Here is a 20,819-nt window from a genome sequence, read left to right on the forward strand (position 1 = left end):
GTGCGCTCAGAGGCGGTGCGCCGCGCCCGTCGGGGTCGCTCCTCGGGTGTCCAGCAAGAGCTGGGCCTTTACCGAGAGGCCCTGGAGGTCGTAGGTGCGGTGGGGTTGGAGGAGGAGGGTGAGGTCGGCGGCTGCGGCGGCTTCGTAGAGGGAGTCGGCGCGGGGGACCGGGCGGTCGAGCACGTGCCAGGCGGGGATGTGGGGATCGTGGTAGCTGACGGAGGCGCCGAGTTCCATGAGGCGGACGGCGATCTCGTGGGCGGGGGCGCCCTGCTGGTCGGCGAGGTCGGCCTTGTAGGTGACGCCGAGGAGGAGGACGCGGGCGCCGCGGGCGGACTTCCCGTGCTCGTTGAGGAGCGCGGCGGCGCGCTGGACGACGTAGTGCGGCATGCGCTCGTTGACCTGCTGGGCCAGCTCCACCATGCGCAGGCCCCGGCTGGCGTGCCCGGTGAGGTCCTGCGGCACGCCGTGGCCGCCGACACCGGGCCCCGGCCGGAACGCCTGGAAGCCGAACGGCTTGGTCTCCGCGCAGCGGATCACGTCCCACAGGTCGACGCCCAGCTCGTGGCAGACGACGGCCATCTCGTTGACCAGCGCGATGTTGACATGCCGGAAGTTGGTCTCCAGCAGCAGTACCGCCTCCGCCTCGCGCAGCCCCCGCGCCCGGACCACCTTGTCGGTGAGCCGGCCGTAGAACGCGGCGGCCGACTCGGTGCAGGCCGGGGTGAGGCCGCCGATGACCCTCGGGGCGGGGGTGTGGTCGCGGCTGCCGGGGTCGGTCCGGCTGGGGGAGTAGGCGAGGTGGAAGTCGCGCCCGGCGCGCAGTCCGGAGCCCCGCTCCAGGATCGGCCGCAGCAGGTCCTCCGTGGTGCCGGGCAGGACGGGCGACTCCAGGATCACCGTGGTGTGCGGGCGCAGCCGCCCGGCGAGGGTGCGGGCGGCAGCCTCGACCTGTCCGAGGTCGAGCTCGCCGTCGGCGCCGCGCGGGGTCGGCGCGCAGATGACGGCGGTGCGGACCCGGCCGAGCTGGGCGGGGTCGGTGCTGGGCCGGAAGCCGGTGGAACGCATCCGGCGCAGTTCGGCGGGGCTGAGCGACCCCGCCTCGGGGCCGGTGGCGTACCCGACGGTGGGGATGCCTGCGGCGACGGCGGCCTGGGCCAGCGGCAGGCCGTAGGGACCGAGTCCGATGACGGCGAGATCTGCGGGCATGGCGTGAGCCGTCCTTCCCGATAGCCGAAGTGGGAATGGCGCGCAAGCCCGGTGGACCGGCTGAGCGAGCGCACAGTCAGACTAGGTACAAATATGACCGTTATGTGTGATTGTGTTCGTGTGTCTTCCGGGTGTCTTCGGAGGGATACGCGCAGGTTGTCCACAGGCTGGGGCCCGTGGTGGCCGAACCCGGCCGGGCCCGCCACACTTTTGAGCATGAGGTTCTGGGCATGAGGAGGGGACGAAGGGGCGGCGCCGCACCGGGCGTGGCCCATCAGGGGGTTTGCGAGAGCGGGAGGCAGCGGTGAGGACAGCGACCCTAGACCCGGCGCAGCGCGCCGAGGCACTGGCGGAGATGGCCGAGCGCGAACTGGACGTGCTGGTGGTCGGCGGCGGCATCGTGGGCGCGGGCACCGCGCTCGACGCGGCCACCCGTGGCCTGTCCACCGGCCTGATCGAGGCGCGGGACTGGGCGTCCGGCACCTCCAGCCGGTCCAGCAAGCTGATACACGGCGGCCTGCGCTATCTGGAGATGCTCGACTTCCCCCTCGTGCGCGAGGCACTGAAGGAACGCGGCCTGCTGCTGGAGCGCCTCGCCCCGCACCTGGTCAAACCGGTGCCCTTCCTCTACCCCCTCCAGCACCGGGGCTGGGAGCGGCTGTACGCGGGCACGGGCGTCGCGCTGTACGACGTGATGTCCATGGCGAAGGGGCACGGCCGCGGCCTGCCCAGCCACCGCCACCTCAGCCGCACCCGCGCCCTGCGCGTCGCCCCCTGCCTGCGCAAGGACGCCCTGGTCGGCGCCCTGCAGTACTACGACGCCGAGGTGGACGACGCCCGCTTCGTCGCCACCCTCGTCCGCACCGCCGCGTCCTACGGCGCCAAGGTCGCCAATCGCGCCCGGGTCACCGGCTTCCTGCGCGAGGGCGAGCGGGTCGTCGGGGTCCGGGTGGAGGACGTGGAGGGCGGCGGGGAGTACGAGATCCGCGCCCGCCAGGTGGTCAACGCGACCGGGGTGTGGACCGACGACACCCAGGGCCTGGTGGGGGAGCGCGGCCAGTTCCACGTCAAGGCGTCCAAGGGCATCCATCTGGTCGTGCCCAAGGACCGCATCCACTCCAGCACCGGCCTGATCCTGCGCACCGAGAAGTCCGTCCTCTTCGTCATCCCCTGGGGCCGGCACTGGATCGTCGGCACCACGGACACCGAGTGGGACCTCGACAAGGCCCACCCGGCCGCGTCCAGCGCCGACATCGACTACCTGCTGGAGCACGTCAACTCGGTCCTCGCGGTCCCGCTCACCCGGGACGACGTCGAGGGCGTCTACGCGGGCCTGCGGCCCCTGCTGGCCGGCGAGTCGGAGGCCACCAGCAAGCTGTCCCGCGAGCACACCGTCGCGCACCCGGTGCCGGGCCTGGTGGTCGTCGCGGGCGGCAAGTACACGACGTACCGGGTGATGGCGGAGGACGCCGTCGACGCGGCGGTGCACGGCCTGGACCGGCGGGTGGCCGACTCCGTCACCGAGGAGATCCCGCTGCTCGGCGCCGAGGGCTACCCGGCGATGTGGAACGCCCGCGAGCGCATAGCCGAGCGCAGCGGACTCCACGTGGCCCGGGTCGAGCACCTGCTCAACCGGTACGGCTCGATGGCCGACCAGCTCCTCGACCTGATAGCCGCCGACCCCACCCTCGGCGAGCCCCTGCGGCACGCGGACGACTACCTGCGCGCCGAGATCGTCTACGCGGCCTCGCACGAGGGCGCCCGGCACCTGGACGACGTCCTCACCCGCCGCACCCGCATCTCCATCGAGACCTTCGACCGGGGCACCCGCAGCGCCCGCGAGGCCGCCGAGCTGATGGCACCCGTGCTCGGGTGGGACGAGGACCAGATCGCCCGCGAGGTCGAGCACTACGAGAAGCGGGTCGAGGCCGAGCGCGAGTCCCAGCGCCAGCCCGACGACCTCACGGCGGACGCGGCCCGGCTGGGAGCGCCGGACATCGTGCCGCTGTAGGGCCGGCCGGAGCTTCACTCGAACGAGTGGCCGGGTGCGGGATCTCCGTTCCCGGCCCGCTCGTTCCAAGGGGGTGTGGGGGCACAACTCGGCGGCGGGCAGGGCCTGGTCGGGACGAGGTTCCGTCGTCGCGGGAGCAGAGTCGGCTCGGTCGGTGATGCCGCTGGTGCGGGTGAGCAAGGTGCGCCGGACGGGGTCCGATTCCCCGCCGGAGTGCCGTGTCCCGGCGCGGAGTCGGGGCAGGAGTCCGGGGACGTTCAGTTCGACCGTGTCGGACGGGGAAAGCCGGTGTTGGGGGTGAGCGGCAGAGCCACGAGAACCGGTATGGACAGGACTGTCCGAAGGGTCGGCATCCCTGCGCCCTTCCGCGCCGGGGGAGATCATCCCGGCAACTGGAACATCTGGTTCACAGGGGGCGCCGGCGCGGCGGACGAGGTGCGCCCGGAGGGGCCCCTGGGCGTCGGCCGGTTGCCGGGTGAGGGACAATGAAGGCTCTGTCAGGGCGGGTTGCATGAGGGGACGCATGTCGGAGGCGGAGCGGGCGGGGTCATCCCGTCAGGAGACTCGTCAGGGCAAGAACGAGCGTCGTCTTCTCGCCGGGCGGTACCGGCTGGGGGACGTGCTGGGCCGGGGCGGCATGGGCACGGTCTGGCGTGCCGAGGACGAGACCCTGGGCCGGACGGTTGCGGTCAAGGAGCTGCGGTTCCCGTCGAACATCGACGAGGAGGAGAAGCGCCGCCTGATCACGCGCACGCTGCGCGAGGCCAAGGCGATCGCCCGTATCCGCAACAACAGCGCGGTGACCGTCTTCGACGTGGTCGACGAGGACGACCGGCCGTGGATCGTCATGGAGCTGGTCGAGGGCAAGTCCCTGGCCGAGGTCATCCGTGAGGACGGCGTGCTGACGCCCCGCCGGGCCGCCGAGGTCGGGCTCGCCGTGCTGGACGTGCTGCGGTCCGCGCACCGCGAGGGCATCCTGCACCGCGACGTGAAGCCGTCCAACGTGCTGATCGCCGAGGACGGCCGGGTCGTGCTCACCGACTTCGGCATCGCCCAGGTCGAGGGCGACCCGTCCATCACCTCCACCGGCATGCTCGTCGGCGCCCCCTCCTACATCTCCCCGGAGCGGGCCCGCGGCCACAAGCCCGGTCCCGCCGCCGACCTCTGGTCGCTGGGCGGCCTGCTGTACGCGTCGGTCGAGGGCGTGCCGCCGTACGACAAGGGGTCGGCCATCGCCACCCTGACCGCCGTGATGACCGAGAACCCGGAGGAGCCCAAGAACGCGGGCCCGCTGGGCGACGTCATCAAGGGCCTGCTCACCAAGGAGCCCGAGCGGCGGCTCGACGACGCGGGCGCGCGGGCCATGCTCAACAAGGTCATCAACGCCGGCGACCGCGAGCCGCTGGACGCCACGCGGGTCGTGCCGATCCCGGCACAGGCCGAGTCGCCCGAGTCTTCCGGGTCCTCCGCGACCCGTCGCGAGGAGTCCGGGGACAAGGTGCGCGGCTCGGTGCGCAAGGCCGCCGGTGCCGCTTCGGCCGCGGCGGCCGCCCGGTCGAAGAGCGACTCCGGGACCACGGCCGGTACCGGTGGCACCGGTGGCGGGGGTACCGGCGGGAAGTCCGACACGCCGAACTCCGTTACGAACAAGCCAAGTTCGAGCTGGCCCGTGATGCCCCGGCCCGACATGGACCTCCCGCCGAGGCCGGCGCCGAAGGCGTCGCTCACCGATGTGGTGCCCCGGCGCACGCTGATCGTCATCGCGGCGGTGATCGCCCTGATCCTGGTGGTGGTCGGCACCGTCCTCGCCCTCACCCTCGGTGGTGACGACGACAAGGGCACCGGTGCGCAGGGCGCGCCCAGCGCGAGTGCCTCCGGCAAGCAGGACACGGGCAAGGACGGTTCCGGCGGCAAGCAGGCGGACGGTTCGGGCTCCGCGCCCGCCACCGACGGCTCCCGCTCCGGCGGGGCCAGTGACGCGAGCACCGCCGACGACTCCGACGGCAAGGGCAAGGACGGCAGCGGCGATTCGGACGACGACTCCTCCGGGGGCAAGGGCTCCTCGGGGAACAAGGGCTCCGGCAGCGCCCCCGTCGTGACGACCCGTAAGGCCCCCCAGGGCTACTCGATCGGTCTGCCCAAGGGCTGGAAGTACGGGTCGTCGAGCGCCGCGGGCGACCGCTACACCGGCCCCGACGGGCAGAAGCTGCTCGTCGCCTGGACCAGCACGCCCAAGAGCGACCCGGTGAAGGACTGGCAGAACCAGGAGCGCTACATGGTGCGCTCCCAGTACGACCGCGTCCGGATAGAGAAGGTGGACTACCGGAGCTGGACCACGGCCGACTGGGAGTTCACCTACGTGGACGGCGGCACCAAGTACCGCTCCGTCGACCGGGGTTTCAAGGTCAACGACCACCTCGGGCACGCGCTGATGTACACCGCGAAGAGCGCCGACTGGGACAGCGCGCTGCGCGAGGACACCTGGAAGACGCTCACCGCGTCCTTCGAGCCCAAGTCGTGACCTGACCGAGCCCGGGTTGGGAGCCCGGAAATCGGTCATCCCCTCGGTGCGGGTTGCCTCCGGCACGTATCGTGAATGGTTGAGAACCGTACGCAGCCGGGTGTGACGCGTGACGGGCGGTGAACGATCGCGGGCGACCGGAACGGCAGGGGGTGGCAGACGTGGACGACTACGCGGGGCGGGTGCTCGCCGACCGCTACCGACTGCCGCTGCCGCCCTCCGACGAGTACGAACTCACCGAGACGTACGCCTTCGACACCTACAGCGGGCAGGAGGTGCTGGTCCGTCAGGTGCCGTTGCCGGAGGTCGTCGAGGCCGAGGTGATCGACGCCGAGGGACTGCCCGAGGGGTTCACGGCGCGTGAGCGCGGCCGGCGCGCCCCGGCGGGCCGCAGCGCCACCCGTACGCCCCGGGACCCCGCCGTCCGGCGCGCCGTGGAGGCCGCGCAGGCGGCGGCCCGGATACCGGACCATCCCCGGCTGGACCAGGTCTTCGACGTGTTCGCCGAGGGCGGTTCGCTGTGGATCGTCAGCGAGGCGGTGTCGGCGCGCCCGCTGTCCGCGCTCCTGGCCGAGCAGCCCCTGTCGCCGTACCGGGCGGCCGAGGTCGCGGCCGACGTGGTGATGGCGCTGCGCGTGCTGCACGCCCACGGCTGGACCCACCGCAACATCACCGCCCGCACGGTCCTGGTCTGCGACGACGGCCGGGTCATGCTGACCGGCCTCGCGGTCGGCGCGGCGGAGGAAGCGCTCTGCGGCTACGACCCGGTCCCGGCCCAGGACGGCCCGGAGGACCACCCGCTGCCCGACCAGCGGCAGCCCGGTGCGAGTGTCGTACCGCGTGCGGCCGGGGCGGCGGCCGTGGCCGACCCGGACCCCGAGGCCGCACGGCGTGCCGCGATCCAGGCGCGCGTGACGGGCGGCCTCCCCGCACCCGCGGGCAACGGCGACTCCGGTGCGCCCGCGCCGGCCCTGCCGCGCCCGATGGAGAGCGGGGACGACATCCGGGCCGCACGCGCCGGGGCCATCGCCGCGTACCGCGCGGGGGCCCGTGCGGCGGCGCGCGTACAGGAGTCGCAGCGGGACGGCCGTGCCGCCCTGCCCGGCGCGCGGACGCCCGCCGAGGGGGAGATCGCGGAGGAGGGCGGCAATCCGCCCGGTCACGTGGCCGACCCGTACGGGGTGGCCGGACGCCCCTGGCACGGCGCGGCTCCCCGGGGCGGACGGCCGGAGGCGGCGCCGCCGTACCCGTTGAACCCCGCCCAGCCGGGCGTGCCCGCTCCGCCCCGGCCCGCGCTGCCCGCACAGAACGGCCGGAACGGCGGTTCGGGGGCTTCCGGTTGGGACGAGCCGGAGACGGCCGGAGCGCGGCGCGGGCCCGGTACCGCCATCGCGGCCGAGCGGTCGCGGCACATGCGCATGACGGTCGTCGGCCCGGTGACCGAGCGGTGGGCGCCGGAGCAGGCCGGGCCGGTGCACGAGAACTGGCAGCTGGCGGCGCCCGTCGGCCCCGCGACCGACCTGTGGGCGCTCGGCGCGCTGCTGTTCCGCGCCGTACAGGGACACGCGCCCTACCCGGAGGAGTCCACCGCCGAGCTGGTGCAGCTGGTCTGCGCGGAGCCGCCCGCCTACGCCGAGGAGTGCGGGCCGCTGCGGCCGGTCGTGGAGTCGCTGCTGCGTCAGGACCCCATCGAGCGACTGGACTTCGAGGAACTGAGCGGCTGGCTGCGCTCGCTGGTGCGCTCCGCGCCCGAGCCGGACGCCGGTGCCCATGTGGTGCCGGTGCCGCCCAACGACCCGACCCGGCTGCCGATAGTGCGCCGGCGCGGTGAGCTGGCCCGTTGGCGGCGCCGCAACAAGGCGCCGGTGCCGCATCCGCACGCCCGGCACAAACGCGCCCGGCAGGAGGCGCAGGGCTCCCCGCGCAGCCTCGGCCGCACCCTGCTGCTGCTCGTCCTCCTGCTGCTGGCCGGGGTCGTGGCGTACGCGGTGATGTTCATGCCCAAACAGGGCGAGGACGGCGACCGGGCCGGAGCGGCCGGGCAGGCGAGCCCCGCGCCCTCCCACGAGCGCCAGCCGTCCCAGGAGGCGAGCACCCCGGACGACGGGCCCACCGCGTCCTCGCCCGCCACCGAGACCCAGACCGGGGGCGGGGCGGCGGCGGACGGGTTCACGCTGCGCACCGACCCGGCCGGCTTCAAGGTCGCCGTCGCCAAGGGCTGGTCCCACGCGCCGCGCAACGGCAGCGGCCAAGTGATCTATTCGCACGGGAACTTCGAGCTCGTCGTCGTCCCCGGCCGGGACAGCACGTCCACCTACGGCACCGACCCGATGGTGTACCAGCGGGACAAGGAAAAGGAGTTGCAGCCGTACCGCGACTCCAGCTGGGCCACAGCGTCCGGGCTGCGCACCATCGAGGTGGGCGGACGCACCATGGCCGAGGGGCAGTTCACCTGGACCGACGCCCAGGGGCGCGACCTGTTCGTGCGGAACATGGCGATGCTGCTGAACGGCCGGTACCACATCGTGCAGGTGCGCGGCCCGGAGGCGGAGCGGGACGAGGTCACCCGGCTGTACGACCAGGCGACGGCCACCTACCGCTACACCGGCTGAGGCGACGCTCCGACAGGGCCCGTTGCGGAAGCGGCCGTTCGGTTGCGCCCGTTGTGCGGAAGCGACAACCGTCACAGTGCGGATTCCGTGGCACCCCGCCGGTTCCCTGGGCGGGGGCCGGTCCATAGTCTGACCCTGACAAGAGCATTGCGGGGCAACGTGAATCAGATGCAGGGCCAGCTGGTGGCGGGCCGCTACCGGCTCACCGATTCCATCGGCAGCGGCGGCATGGGACGGGTGTGGCGCGCCCATGACGAGGTGCTGCACCGGAAGGTCGCCGTCAAGGAGCTGACCGCGGCGCTGTACGTCGCCGAGAGCGACCAGCACGTGCTGCTGGCCCGTACCCGCGCCGAGGCCCGCGCCGCCGCGCGCATCAACCACTCCGCCGTCGTCACCGTGCACGACGTGCTGGAGCACGACGGCCGCCCGTGGATCGTGATGGAGCTGGTCGAGGGCGAGTCGCTGGCCGACGCGGTCAAGGAGCGCGGGCGGATAGAGCCCCGCGAGGCCGCGCGGATCGGGCTGTGGGTGCTGCGGGCGCTGCGCGCGGCGCACACGGCGGGGGTGCTGCACCGCGATGTGAAGCCGGGCAACGTCCTGCTGGGCGGGGACGGCCGGGTGCTGCTCACCGACTTCGGCATCGCGCAGATAGAGGGTGACAGCACCATCACCCGTACCGGTGAGGTCGTCGGCTCGGTCGACTACCTCGCGCCGGAGCGCATACGCGGTCACGACCCCGGCCCCGCCTCCGACCTGTGGGCGCTCGGGGCGACGCTGTACACCGCCGTCGAGGGCCGCTCGCCCTTCCGCCGCACCTCGGCGCTGGGCACCATGCAGGCCGTCGTGGAGGAGGACGCCGAGGAGCCCCGCGAGGCCGGCGCCCTCGCCCCCGTCATCGCCGCCCTGCTCCACAAGGACCCGGCCCGCCGCCCCGACCTGGCCACGGCCGAGCGCATGCTGGACGACGCGGCAGCGGGCCGCGCGACACAGACCGCGCCAATGTTCGCCCCGCCCCCGCAGAACCCCGCCCCCGCGACCCGCGACACAGCCGTCACCCCGGTCGCCCCGGCCCGGCGCGGCCATCGCACCCGGATGCTCGCCCTGGCCGCCGCGGCCGTCCTGGTCTTCGGCGCGAGCCTGGCCGTCGGCTACCTCCAGTGGGGCGGCGGCCACCACACCGACGGCAAGGGCGGCGACCCCACCAGGAGCCCGTCCGCGTCGGCCACGAACAGCGCCGGCACCGCCCCCGACGGCTGGCAGCGGTACGACGATCCGGTCGGCTTCAGCCTCTCCCTGCCCAAGGGCTGGAAGCGGTCCGTCTCCATCGACCAGGACGGCATCCGCCAGGTCGACTACTCGCCAGACAAGGGCAAGCACCTCGTACGGGTGGCCGTCGACACCGACCCCGACTTCCGCACCTCCTACGAGCACCTGACCGACCTCGACCAGCGGGTCTCGCCCCGGCTGCTGGAGTACAAGCGGCTGGTCCTCAAGGAGGAGGTGTTCCGCGACGAGCCGGGCGCCCGCTGGGAGTACACCTGGAACGCCCTGGCCAAGGACGGCCCCCACTACTTCCCGGGCCCGTACCACGCCATCGACGTCGGCTACATGAAGGCCGACGACACCGAGTACGCCATCTACGCGTCCTCCCCGGCCGACGACTGGGACACCACCAAGGAGCAGTTCACCTCCATCCTGCGGAGCTTCCAGGAGGGCTGACGGCCGCCACGTACGTACCTTGGCCGGTCAGCGCCCCGGAGGGGGTGGGTCCGGTGCGGCATGATGGGCGGTATGGGGACCGAGGGGCACGACCTCCGTGTGGTCGCGGGCCGTTACCGCCTTGAGGCGCGCATCGGTCGCGGCGGGATGGGTGTCGTCTGGCGGGCCGACGATCTGGTGCTGGGCCGTCAGGTGGCCGTCAAGGAACTCACCCTGGACGACTCGCTGTCCGAGGCCGATGCGCGCAGGCGCCGGGAGCACTCCTTCCGGGAGGCGCGGGCGGTCGCGCAGCTGCGGCACCCGCACATCATCGTGGTGCACGACGTGGTCGAGCAGGACGAACGCCCCTACCTCGTAATGGAGTTGATCGACGGCTGCTCGCTCGCCGAGCGCATCGCCGCAGGCGGCCCGGTGGAGGCCGCCGAGGCCGCCCGGATCGGCGCCGACCTGCTGAGCGCGCTGGCCACCGCGCACGCGGCCGGGGTGCTGCACCGGGACATCAAGCCCGCCAACGTGCTCCTGGAGTCCGGCACCGACCGGGTGGTGCTCACCGACTTCGGCATCGCCCGGGTCGCCGGGGCGACGACGCTCACCGAGACCGGGTCCTTCGTCGGCTCGCCCGAATACACCGCCCCGGAGCGGATGTCGGGGCTGCGCGGCGGGCCCGCCTCCGACCTGTGGTCGCTGGGCGCGCTGCTGTGCGCCGCGCTCAGCGGCGAGTCGCCCTTCCGGCGCGACTCGCTCGGCGGCATCCTGCACGCCGTCGTCACCGACGAGATCCGGCCGCCCGCCGAGGCCGGCCCGCTGCTCCCCGTCGTCCGGGGCCTGCTGGAGCGCGACCCCGAGCTGCGGCTCGGCGCGGCCGACGCCGAGCGCATGCTGCGTACGTACCTGGAGACCGGCAGCATGCCGCCCGCGTCCGGGGTCCCCGCCGCCGCGCGCACGCTCCGGCTGCTCGGCGGGGTACGCGGCGCCAAGGCCGACACGCCGCCGGCCGCGCCCGAGCCCCCGCGGAGCCCCACCGCGCCGGCGTCCCGGAGACGGGCCCGGCTGATCGCGGCCCTGCTGGTCGCCGCGGTGGCCGGAGCGGCGGTGTCGGCGGCGGTGCTGATGGTCCACGAGCACCGGGGCGGCGGCGACGACGCGCCCGGCGCCCCCTCCGCCTCCCGCACCCCGGGCCCCACCGGCACCCAGGCGCCCTCCGGCTACCGCACCGTCCGCGACCCGGCGGGCTTCGCCCTGGCGGTGCCCGAGGGCTTCACCCGCGAACGGCAGGGCGAGCGCGTCTTCTACCTCTCGGCCGGGGGCGCCTTCCGCCTCGGCATCAAGATCTCCCCGCCGGAACCGGGCGGCCCCGCCGCCGTCCTGGAACGCCTCGCGGCCGAGGGCGCGGACAGCAACCCCGGCTACCGCGACGGCCGCGTCACCGAGACCAGCCACGAGAAACACCCGGCCGCCCTCTGGGAGTTCACCTGGAACGGCTACACCGCCGCCGAGGGCCCCCGGCACACCTACGACCTGTGCTGGGAGGAGGGCGGCCGGATGTACGACGTGTGGGTGTCGGGCCCGTCCGGCCGGGTGCGCGAGGCGCGCGAGCACTTCGACGTGGCCGTGGACACCTTCACCGTCACGGCCCCTTGAGGGCATCCCCGCTCGGTCACGGCTCTGTGACCGGTTTCCGATCCCCCTGGCTGGGGGCGCGGACCGCTTGGTAGGCATGAACCATGAGCAGCGACGGGGGAGTCGGCCGCGCGGCCGACGACACGACGAGTTTTGTACTGCGCCCGCCGGACGAGGCGCCCGAGCGGCCGCCGGTACCGGCGCAGGCGCCCGAGCCGCCGAGGGAACCCGGTGCCGGGCGGCTGATCGCCGGGCGGTACCGGCTGCTCGGCAAGCTCGGGCACGGCGGGATGGGCACGGTGTGGCGGGCCCGGGACGAGACGGTGGAGCGCGAGGTGGCCGTCAAGGAACCCCGGGTGCCCGAGCACCTCTCCGAGCGCGAACGCGCCACCGTCTTCGAGCGGATGCGCCGCGAGGCCCGCGCCGCCGCCCGCCTCGACCACCCGTCCGTGGTCGACGTGCACGACGTCGCCGTGGTCGACGGACGCCCCTGGATCGTCATGGAGCTGGTGCACGGCCGCTCCCTCGGCAGCGCCCTCCAGGAGGGCACGCTGGACGCGCGCGAGGCGGCCCGGATCGGCCTCGACGTGCTCGGCGCGCTGGAGACCGCGCACGCGGCGGGCGTCCTGCACCGGGACGTGAAGCCGGACAACGTCATGCTGGGCCGGCACGACCGGGTCGTCCTCACCGACTTCGGCATCGCCCAGATCGAGGGCGAGACCCAGCTCACCGACACCGGCGGCTTCGTCGGCTCGCCCGAGTACACCGCGCCGGAGCGGGTGCTGGGGCGGCGGCCGGGACCGGCGAGCGACCTGTGGTCCCTCGGCGTGGTCCTGTACACGGCGACCGAGGGCGTGTCGCCGTTCCGGCGCAGCAACACCCCGGCCACCCTCCAGTCCGTCCTGCACGCCACCCCCGCGCCGCCCGCCGCGCGGGGCCCGCTGGCCGAGGTCATCGACGGTCTGCTCCGCAAGGACCCGGCCGCCCGTCCGACGGCACCCCAGGTACGCGCCCTGCTGGAGGCCGCCGTACGGCCCCCCGCGCCGCCGCCGCGCACGATGGCCGCACCCAGGTGGCGGCCGGGCAGGAAGACGTGGCTCGCGGCGGGGGCGGCCGTGGTGGTGGCCGCGACCGTGGGCTGGCTGGTGCTCGCCGACCCGTTCGCGGGCCCGCTGCCGGACGGCTGGACCGACCGGCAGACGCCCGCGCTGGGCGCCACCCTCGCCGTCCCGGAGAGCTACCAGGTGAAGGTCCCCGAGAAGGACGACACCGACAAGGACTGGGTGTCCTACTCCGACTGGAGCGGTGCCGTCTCCGTCGTGCTGAGCCTGGACCGCAAGGGGGACGACTCCCTGAGCGGCATCCAGAGCAACGCGGCCGCCCAGATGTACGCCGACGACGAGAAGTTCAAGAAGGACGGCGCGTACCAGCTCGACATGCCGGGCGGCGCGAGGACGAAGCCGGACGGCTCGGCCACGTACCAGGGGCGGAAGGCGGCGCGGAACACCGTCTCCTACACCACCGACGACACGCAGAACCCGCTGCCGCGCGAACTCCAGCTCTTCTACTACCGGACCGCCTCGGGCGACATGTACAAGCTCGTCGTCGGCTATCCGGGCAAGGGCGACTTCACCGCGCGGGGCCGTGAGGTGGCCCGGCAGGCGATCGCCGGAGTGCGCTTCGACAAGCCCTGAAACCAGCCGAGTTGACGGCGTGCATGCGCGTCGACAAGCGCCGGGTGCGCGCGGTACTGATGGGGCATGAGTGACGACGGCGCACCCCCGCACGGCGAACCCCTGCTCGGCGGGCGCTACCGGCTCCTCGAACCGGTCGGCGCCGGGCCGACCGGCACCGTCTGGCGCGCCCGCGACGAGCGGGACGGGTCCGTGGTCGCCGTCAAAAAGCCCCGGCTGCCCGGCGGTCCGGCGACTGAGGAGGCCGGACGGACCGCGCACCGGCTGCGGCGCGAGGCCGGCGCCGTCGCGCGGGTGCGCCATCCGTCCGCCGTACGGGTCCTCGACGTGGCCGGTGAGGACCAGCCGCCCTGGATCGTCATGGAGTGGGTCGAGGGCGAGTCGCTGCGCGAGACCGTGGGGCGCGGTCCGCTGCCGCCCGCCGAGGCGGCACGGATCGGGCTGGCCGTGCTGGGCGCGCTGCGCGCCGCGCACGCCGTCGGCATCGTGCACCGGGACATCAAGCCCGCCAACGTGCTGATCGAGTCCGGCACCGGGCGCGTGGTCGTCACCGACTTCGGGATCGGCGACGGGCACACCGAGGACGCCCCCGAGGGGTTCGTCGCGCCGGAGCGGGCGTCCGGGCGGGGTGCCGGTCCCGCCTCCGACCTGTGGTCACTCGGCGCGCTGCTCGCCGCCATGACGGACGGCGCCCCCGGCCCGCTCGCCCCGCTGCTGGAGAGCCTGCGCATCCCGGACCCCGACGCCCGGCCGGACGCGGCGGAGGTGGCGGCGGAGCTGGAGAGACACGGCGGAGTCCGGGCCGGGGAGCCGGAACCCGCACCCGTCCCGGAGCCCGCGCGGACCGTCGTGACCCCGGCCCCGGCCGTCCGCCGGACCCCGCTCGCGGCCCTCGGACTGCTGCTGTCGAAAAAACCCGGCGCCGAGTGACCGGGCCGACAACGCGCTGATCAGCACGTTTGCCGCCAGTGATCACTGGCGGAATGTGTGCGGCCGGTGAAACCCCGTTACCGACGGGTACCCAAAGGGGAAGCCACCGGCATACCCTGCCGCTCATGACGGACTCGCAGGCCCCGGAAGTCACCGGCACCAACCCGATCGCCCCGGCCCCCGAGGGCGTGCGCACCGCCGCCGACGTGGTCACCCCCGAGCTGCTGGCCCAGCTCACCAAGGGCGTCACCGGCTCGGGCCGGACCAGCAACCACTCCCCGCTCACCGGGGCCAAGCTCGCCGACCTGCCCGAGTCCACCCCGGACGACGTCGCCGCCGCCTTCGAGGCCGCCCGCGCCGCCCAGCGGGTGTGGGAGCGCACCCCGGTGCGCGAACGGGCCGCCGTGCTGCTGCGCTTCCACGACCTGCTGCTGGAGCGCCAGTCGGAGGTGCTCGACCTCATCCAGCTGGAGACCGGAAAGGCGCGGCTGCACGCCCACGAGGAGGTGCAGGCCGTCACCGTCGCCGCCCGGCACTACGGCCGCCGCGCCCCCGCCTACCTGCGCCCCAAGCGGCACACCGGCGCCATGCCGACCCTGACCAAGGTGACCGAACTGCGCCACCCGCGCGGGGTCGTGGGCCAGATCGCCCCCTGGAACTACCCGCTCGAACTCTCCGTCGGCGACGCCCTGCCCGCCTTCGTCACCGGCAACGCGGTCGTGATGAAGCCCGACACCGAGACCTGCCTGACCGCCCTGTGGGCCCGTGACCTGCTGATCGAGGCCGGACTGCCCGCCGGGGTCTTCCAAGTGGTCCTGGGCGAGGGCCCGGTGGTCGGCCCGGAGATCGTCCGGCACGCCGACTACGTCTCCTTCACCGGCTCCACCCGCACCGGCCGCGAGGTCGCCCAGGGCGCCGCCGCCCGCCTGATCGGCGTCTCCCTCGAACTCGGCGGCAAGAACGCCATGCTGGTCCTCGACGACGCCGACATCGAGAAGGCCGCCGCCGGCGCCGTCCGCGCCTGCTTCTCCTCGGCCGGACAGCTCTGCATCTCCATCGAGCGGCTGTACGTCCACGAGTCGGTCGCCGACGCCTTCCTGGAGCGCTTCGTCGCCCGTACCAAGGCCATGCGGCTCGGCACCGCCCTGGCCTACGGCGCCGACATGGGCTCGCTGGCCGGGGAACGCCAGCTCAAGGCCGTCGAGGCGCATGTGACCGAGGCCGTCGCCAAGGGCGCCAAGGTGCTCGCGGGCGGGGTGGCCCGGCCCGACATCGGCCCGTACTTCTTCGAGCCGACCGTCCTCGACGGCGTCGACGACACCATGTCCGTCTGCGCCGAGGAGACCTTCGGCCCGGTCGTCTCCGTCTACCGCTTCGGCTCCGACGACGAGGCCGTGGAGCGCGCCAACGCCACGCCCTATGGCCTCAACGCCTCGGTGTGGACGTCCGGTTCGAAGCGCGGCCTGGAGGTCGCCGCCCGGCTGCGCACCGGCACGGTCAACGTCAACGAGGGGTACGCCCCCGCGTACGGCAGCGCCCAGTCCCCGATGGGCGGCATGAAGGACTCCGGCCTCGGCCGCCGCCACGGCTCCGAGGGCATCCTCAAGTACACCGAGGCCCAGACCGTCGCCCGCCAGCGGCTGCTGCCCATGGCGCCCTCGCTCGGCATGGACGACGCCGCGTACGCGGCCTTCATGAGCCGCAGCCTGAAGGTGATGAAGGCGCTCCGCTTCCGCTGACCCTCCTGATCCGATCCGCCCGTTCCACCCGTTCTCGACGAGGAGAGCACGTGCCGCAGGAGAAGACTGTCCCCACCCGGACCGAAGAAGGGCGCGAAGGGCGCGACGACGGTTACGACTACGACGTGCTCGTGGTCGGCTCCGGCTTCGGCGGCTCGGTCACCGCCCTGCGCCTGACCGAGAAGGGCTACCGCGTCGGCGTCCTGGAGGCGGGCCGCCGCTTCACCCCGGCCACCCTGCCCCGCAACTCCTGGGACCTGCGCAACTACCTCTGGGCCCCGAAGCTCGGCCTGTACGGCATCCAGCGCATCCATCTGCTGGGCAACGTCATGGTGCTGGCCGGCGCGGGCGTCGGCGGCGGCTCCCTCAACTACGCCAACACCCTGTACGTACCGCCGAAGCCGTTCTTCGAGGACGCCCAGTGGCGGCACATCACCGACTGGCAGGACGAGCTGTCGCCGTACTACGACCAGGCCAAGCGGATGCTCGGGGTCCGGCTCAACCCGACGACCACCCCGTCCGACACGCACCTGAGGGCGGCGGCGCAGCGGATGGGCGTCGGCGACACCTTCCACATGGCGCCGGTCGGCGTGTTCTTCGGGGACGGCGAGGACGCCGACGGTTCGGCGAAGGCGCGGCCGGGCGAGCAGGTCGCGGACCCGTACTTCGGGGGTGCCGGGCCCGCGCGGCGGGCGTGCACCGAGTGCGGGGAGTGCATGACGGGGTGCCGGCACGGGGCGAAGAACACCCTCAACGAGAACTACCTGTACCTCGCGGAGAAGGCGGGCGCGGTGGTGCACCCGCTGACCACCGTCGTCTCCGTCACCGACGACTCACGCGGCGGCTACGCGGTCGCCACCCTCCCGACCGACCGCAAACGCACCGGCCAGGGACGGCTGTTCACCGCCCGCCGGGTCGTCCTCGCGGCCGGCACCTACGGCACCCAGACCCTGCTGCACCGGATGAAGGCCAACCACCTGCTGCCCCACCTCAGCGCCCGGCTCGGCGACCTCACCCGCACCAACTCCGAGGCCCTGGTCGGCGCCCAGACCGACGACCGGCGCTACCGCAAGGCGCACGGCGCGGAGAAGGTCGACTTCACGCGCGGGGTGGCCATCACGTCCTCCGTCCACCCGGACGCCGACACCCACATCGAGCCGGTCCGCTACGGCCGGGGCTCCAACTCGATGGGCGGCCTCACCATCCTCCAGGTGCCCTACGCCGAGGGCTCCTCCCGCGTCCTCGGCTGGCTCGCGCACGCCGTCCGGCACCCGGTGCAGCTGGTCCGCTCGGTCTCCAACCGGCGCTGGTCGGAGCGGACCATCATCGGCCTGGTGATGCAGTCGCTGGACAACTCCCTGACGACGTACCTGAAGCCCGGCGGCGTGGGCAAGGGCCTGCTGACCGCCCGGCAGGGCCACGGAGCGCCCAACCCGACCCAGATCAAGGCCGCCACCGAGGCCGCCTCCGCGCTCGCCGCCGAGATCAACGGCTTCGCGGGCAGCAACGTCGGCGAGCTGATGGGCACCCCGCTGACCGCGCACTTCCTCGGCGGCTGCCCCATCGGTGACTCCGCCGAGACCGGCGTGATCGACCCGTACCACCGGCTGTACGGGCACCCCGGCATCTCTGTGGTGGACGGGGCGGCGGTCTCCGCCAACCTGGGCGTGAACCCGTCGCTGACGATCACCGCGCAGGCCGAGCGGGCCATGTCGTTCTGGCCGAACAAGGGCGAGGAGGACCCACGGCCGGCACAGGGGGCGGGGTACGAGCGGCTGGAGGCGGTGGCGCCGCGTACGCCCGCGGTCCCGGCGGACGCCTTCGGCGCGCTGCGGCTGCCGCTGCTGGCGGTGCCCGAGGTGCCGCGCAAGAAGGGCTGAACCCGCGACGGGCAAAGAGACGACGGGCAAAGAGAGAGGGACCTGCGTCCCCCTCCGAACGCAGGTCCCTCGATTCTCACCGTTTTCTTGATCCCGGTGCCTGGTTCGATGCGTGAGGACGCCTTGGGGTTGTACCGGGGGCCCGTATTCCGGTGTGGTCTCGATCACATGTGTGCCAGGCATGACGAAGGGCCCCGGGCTCGGCCGCGGGGCCCTTGTCGTCGGCGCCGGCGTCAGGGATGCGCCGGGGCCGGGGGGAAGCGGTGCCGGGGATTGCGCGGGGGACAGGGGAGGGTGCGCTGCGTGCCGCACGCCCTGAGGCGTCCACGGCCCGCCCGGTCCGGCACGGGTTCATGTGTGCAGTTGTCCGCCGGACGGCCCCGGGCGTCCCCGGAGCCGGCCGTTCTCTTGGGTGACCGGGCTGCTGTCCCCTGCCGTCCGGTCACTGTTCCGGGACGAGGTCCCACGGCGTACGGCACGACCCGTACGCCTCATCGCCCCGGCGAGCCACGCGTGGTTCTGTCGGGCCCGCCCCTGGCTGGCACGGACATCGGGCTCAACGAAGCGGTGCGCGAGCCGGTCACGCGCCGTACGGGTGAGAGCGGCACCGAACTCAGATGCGACCCCGGCACAGCTCCAGCAGGGTCATGGCGAGCGCGGTGCCCGGCTTGCCGAGGGCGTCCCGGTAGCGGCCGAGGATCTCCATCTCGCGGGACAGGCTCACCCGGCGGCCGCCGGTGGCGATCCGGGTCTGCTGGACGACGGCGGAGACGGCCATCCGCTCCTGGACGAGGCCGATGATCCGGTCGTCGAGGGCGTCGATTTGCGTCCGGGCGTCGTCGATGGTCCGCTCGGGCTCGGTGTGCGAGGTGGCGGTGGTCATGCGGGGCTCCTGGTGGCTGATGGCCGCCCCGGACCGGCAGGACCCGGAAAAGACGACAGGCGCTCCGGGCCTTGTCGGCCCGGAGCGCCTGTCGGAAGTCGCTTGTTATGTGCTCAAGCGAGACGACCATGGCAGCCGGCGGGCCCGGTGCCATAGGTAAAGAAGAACGTCGTCTGGGTGAACACGGGGTCAGTATGCCACGACCACCGGTCACCCCGGACCGCCTGTGGACAGCGCCCTCCGGCGTCCGGGAGGGGGTCGGCGCCCACCCCGTTAGAATCGGTCATACAGACCCCCGCCCCACCGCCGGAAGGCACCCCGTGTCATCAGCGACCCAGTCTGCCGACGCCCCCGACACCGTTCTGGTCGTCGACTTCGGCGCGCAGTACGCCCAGCTCATCGCCCGTCGCGTCCGCGAGGCGCGGGTCTACAGCGAGATCGTGCCCAGCAGCATGCCGGTGGCCGAGATGCTCGCCAAGAACCCCGCGGCGATCATCCTCTCCGGAGGCCCCTCCTCGGTCTACGAGGAGAACGCCCCGCAGCTCGACGGCGCCCTCTTCGAGGCCGGCGTCCCCGTCTTCGGCATGTGCTACGGCTTCCAGCTGATGGCGCAGACCCTCGGCGGCACCGTCGACAACAGCGGCGCCCGCGAGTACGGCCGTACCGGCCTGCACGTCTCGATGTCCGGCTCCACCCTGTTCGAGGGCACCCCGGACGAGCAGCCCGTGTGGATGTCCCACGGCGACGCCTGCTCCGCCGCCCCCGAGGGCTTCACCGTCACCGCCTCCACCGACGTGGTCCCGGTCGCCGCCTTCGAGAACGACGAGAAGAAGCTCTACGGCGTCCAGTACCACCCCGAGGTCATGCACTCCACGCACGGCCAGCAGGTGCTGGAGCACTTCCTGTACCGGGGCGCGGGCCTGACCCCGTCCTGGACCACGGGCAACGTCATCGACGAGCAGGTCGCCGCGATCCGCGAGCAGGTCGGCGACAAGCGCGCCATCTGCGGTCTGTCCGGCGGCGTGGACTCCGCCGTCGCCGCGGCCCTGGTGCAGAAGGCCATCGGCTCCCAGCTCACCTGCGTCTACGTCGACCACGGCCTGATGCGCAAGGGCGAGACCGAGCAGGTCGAGAAGGACTTCGTCGCCGCCACCGGCGTCCAGCTCAAGGTGGTCGACGCCGAGGAGCGCTTCCTCAAGGCGCTCGCCGGGGTCTCCGACCCCGAGGAGAAGCGGAAGATCATCGGGCGCGAGTTCATCCGCGTCTTCGAGCAGGCCCAGGCCGAGATCATCGCGGACGAGGGCCCGGCCGTGGAGTTCCTGGTCCAGGGCACCCTGTACCCGGACGTGGTCGAGTCCGGCGGCGGCACCGGCACCGCCAACATCAAGTCCCACCACAACGTCGGCGGCCTCCCCGAGGACCTCGAGTTCCAGCTCATCGAGCCGCTGCGCAAGCTGTTCAAGGACGAGGTCCGCATGGTGGGCCAGGAGCTGGGCCTGCCCGAGGAGATCGTCCAGCGCCAGCCCTTCCCCGGCCCCGGTCTCGGCATCCGCATCGTCGGGGACGTGACCAAGGAGCGCCTGGACCTGCTGCGCGAGGCCGACGCCATCGCCCGTGAGGAGCTGACCGCCGCCGGTCTGGACCGCGAGATCTGGCAGTGCCCGGTCGTGCTGCTCGCCGACGTCCGCTCGGTCGGCGTCCAGGGCGACGGCCGCACCTACGGCCACCCGATCGTGCTGCGCCCGGTCTCCTCCGAGGACGCCATGACCGCCGACTGGTCCCGGCTGCCCTACGACGTGCTGGCGAAGATCTCCACCCGGATCACCAACGAGGTCCGCGACGTCAACCGCGTCGTCGTCGACGTGACCTCCAAGCCGCCGGGCACCATCGAGTGGGAGTGACCCGGGTGCCGGTCCGCTGACCGGCACCGCCCGAGGTGGAACGGCTCCGGCCGTTCCACCTCTTTTTCGCTGTCCCGGCCCCTTTTGGTACCCCGCCACC

12 protein-coding genes are annotated in these 20,819 nt (G+C 73.4%); 10 read left to right on the top strand and 2 right to left on the bottom strand.

Going from position 1 to position 20,819, the window contains the following annotated elements:
• Positions 1–6 precede the first annotated feature (6 nt).
• Positions 7–1,209: a nucleotide sugar dehydrogenase gene (locus tag D0Z67_RS17545; protein ID WP_031180826.1), complete on the bottom strand. Its 1,203-nt coding sequence runs from the start codon at positions 1,207–1,209 to the stop codon at positions 7–9.
• 304 nt (positions 1,210–1,513) lie between these two features.
• Between D0Z67_RS17545 and D0Z67_RS17550 the strand changes: the two genes are divergently transcribed.
• The 9 genes from D0Z67_RS17550 to D0Z67_RS17590 all read left to right on the top strand — a co-directional run bounded on the left by D0Z67_RS17550 (position 1,514) and on the right by D0Z67_RS17590 (position 17,935).
• Positions 1,514–3,220, top strand: a complete 1,707-nt coding sequence (locus tag D0Z67_RS17550; protein WP_031180825.1) for a glycerol-3-phosphate dehydrogenase/oxidase — start codon at positions 1,514–1,516, stop codon at positions 3,218–3,220.
• Between the two features lie 523 nt (positions 3,221–3,743).
• Positions 3,744–5,741 (top strand): serine/threonine-protein kinase, encoded by a 1,998-nt coding sequence (locus D0Z67_RS17555; RefSeq protein WP_031180824.1) that lies wholly within the window; start codon positions 3,744–3,746, stop codon positions 5,739–5,741.
• A gap of 161 nt (positions 5,742–5,902) precedes the next feature.
• Positions 5,903–8,353 carry a protein kinase gene (locus D0Z67_RS17560; RefSeq protein WP_031180823.1) on the top strand — a complete coding sequence of 817 codons (2,451 nt, stop codon included), beginning with the start codon at positions 5,903–5,905 and terminating at the stop codon, positions 8,351–8,353.
• 168 nt (positions 8,354–8,521) lie between these two features.
• The gene (locus D0Z67_RS17565; RefSeq protein WP_031180822.1) at positions 8,522–10,072 is read left to right on the top strand and encodes a serine/threonine-protein kinase; all 1,551 of its coding nucleotides are present in this window, start codon (positions 8,522–8,524) and stop codon (positions 10,070–10,072) included.
• A gap of 72 nt (positions 10,073–10,144) precedes the next feature.
• Entirely contained in the window at positions 10,145–11,713 is a 1,569-nt protein-coding gene (locus D0Z67_RS17570) for a serine/threonine-protein kinase (RefSeq protein WP_031180821.1), read from the top strand.
• An 83-nt stretch (positions 11,714–11,796) separates the two neighbouring features.
• The gene (locus D0Z67_RS17575) at positions 11,797–13,386 is read left to right on the top strand and encodes a serine/threonine-protein kinase (protein ID WP_031180820.1); all 1,590 of its coding nucleotides are present in this window, start codon (positions 11,797–11,799) and stop codon (positions 13,384–13,386) included.
• Between the two features lie 66 nt (positions 13,387–13,452).
• Positions 13,453–14,316, top strand: coding sequence for a serine/threonine-protein kinase (locus tag D0Z67_RS17580; protein WP_031180819.1), 864 nt, complete (start codon positions 13,453–13,455; stop codon positions 14,314–14,316).
• Positions 14,317–14,441: 125 nt separating this feature from the next.
• Positions 14,442–16,055, top strand: a complete 1,614-nt coding sequence (locus D0Z67_RS17585; protein WP_031180818.1) for a succinic semialdehyde dehydrogenase — start codon at positions 14,442–14,444, stop codon at positions 16,053–16,055.
• Between the two features lie 50 nt (positions 16,056–16,105).
• Positions 16,106–17,935, top strand: a complete 1,830-nt coding sequence (locus D0Z67_RS17590; RefSeq protein ID WP_031180817.1) for a GMC family oxidoreductase N-terminal domain-containing protein — start codon at positions 16,106–16,108, stop codon at positions 17,933–17,935.
• 613 nt (positions 17,936–18,548) lie between these two features.
• On the opposite strand, the gene D0Z67_RS17595 is transcribed toward D0Z67_RS17590, so the two are convergent.
• Positions 18,549–18,818: a chorismate mutase gene (locus tag D0Z67_RS17595; RefSeq protein WP_031180816.1), complete on the bottom strand. Its 270-nt coding sequence runs from the start codon at positions 18,816–18,818 to the stop codon at positions 18,549–18,551.
• A gap of 320 nt (positions 18,819–19,138) precedes the next feature.
• Between D0Z67_RS17595 and guaA the strand changes: the two genes are divergently transcribed.
• On the top strand, positions 19,139–20,719 hold the full coding sequence (guaA, locus tag D0Z67_RS17600) for a glutamine-hydrolyzing GMP synthase (protein ID WP_031180815.1): 1,581 nt from the start codon (positions 19,139–19,141) through the stop codon (positions 20,717–20,719).
• Positions 20,720–20,819: the final 100 nt, after the last annotated feature.

The organism is Streptomyces seoulensis, assembly GCF_004328625.1.
GTDB lineage: Bacteria > Actinomycetota > Actinomycetes > Streptomycetales > Streptomycetaceae > Streptomyces > Streptomyces seoulensis.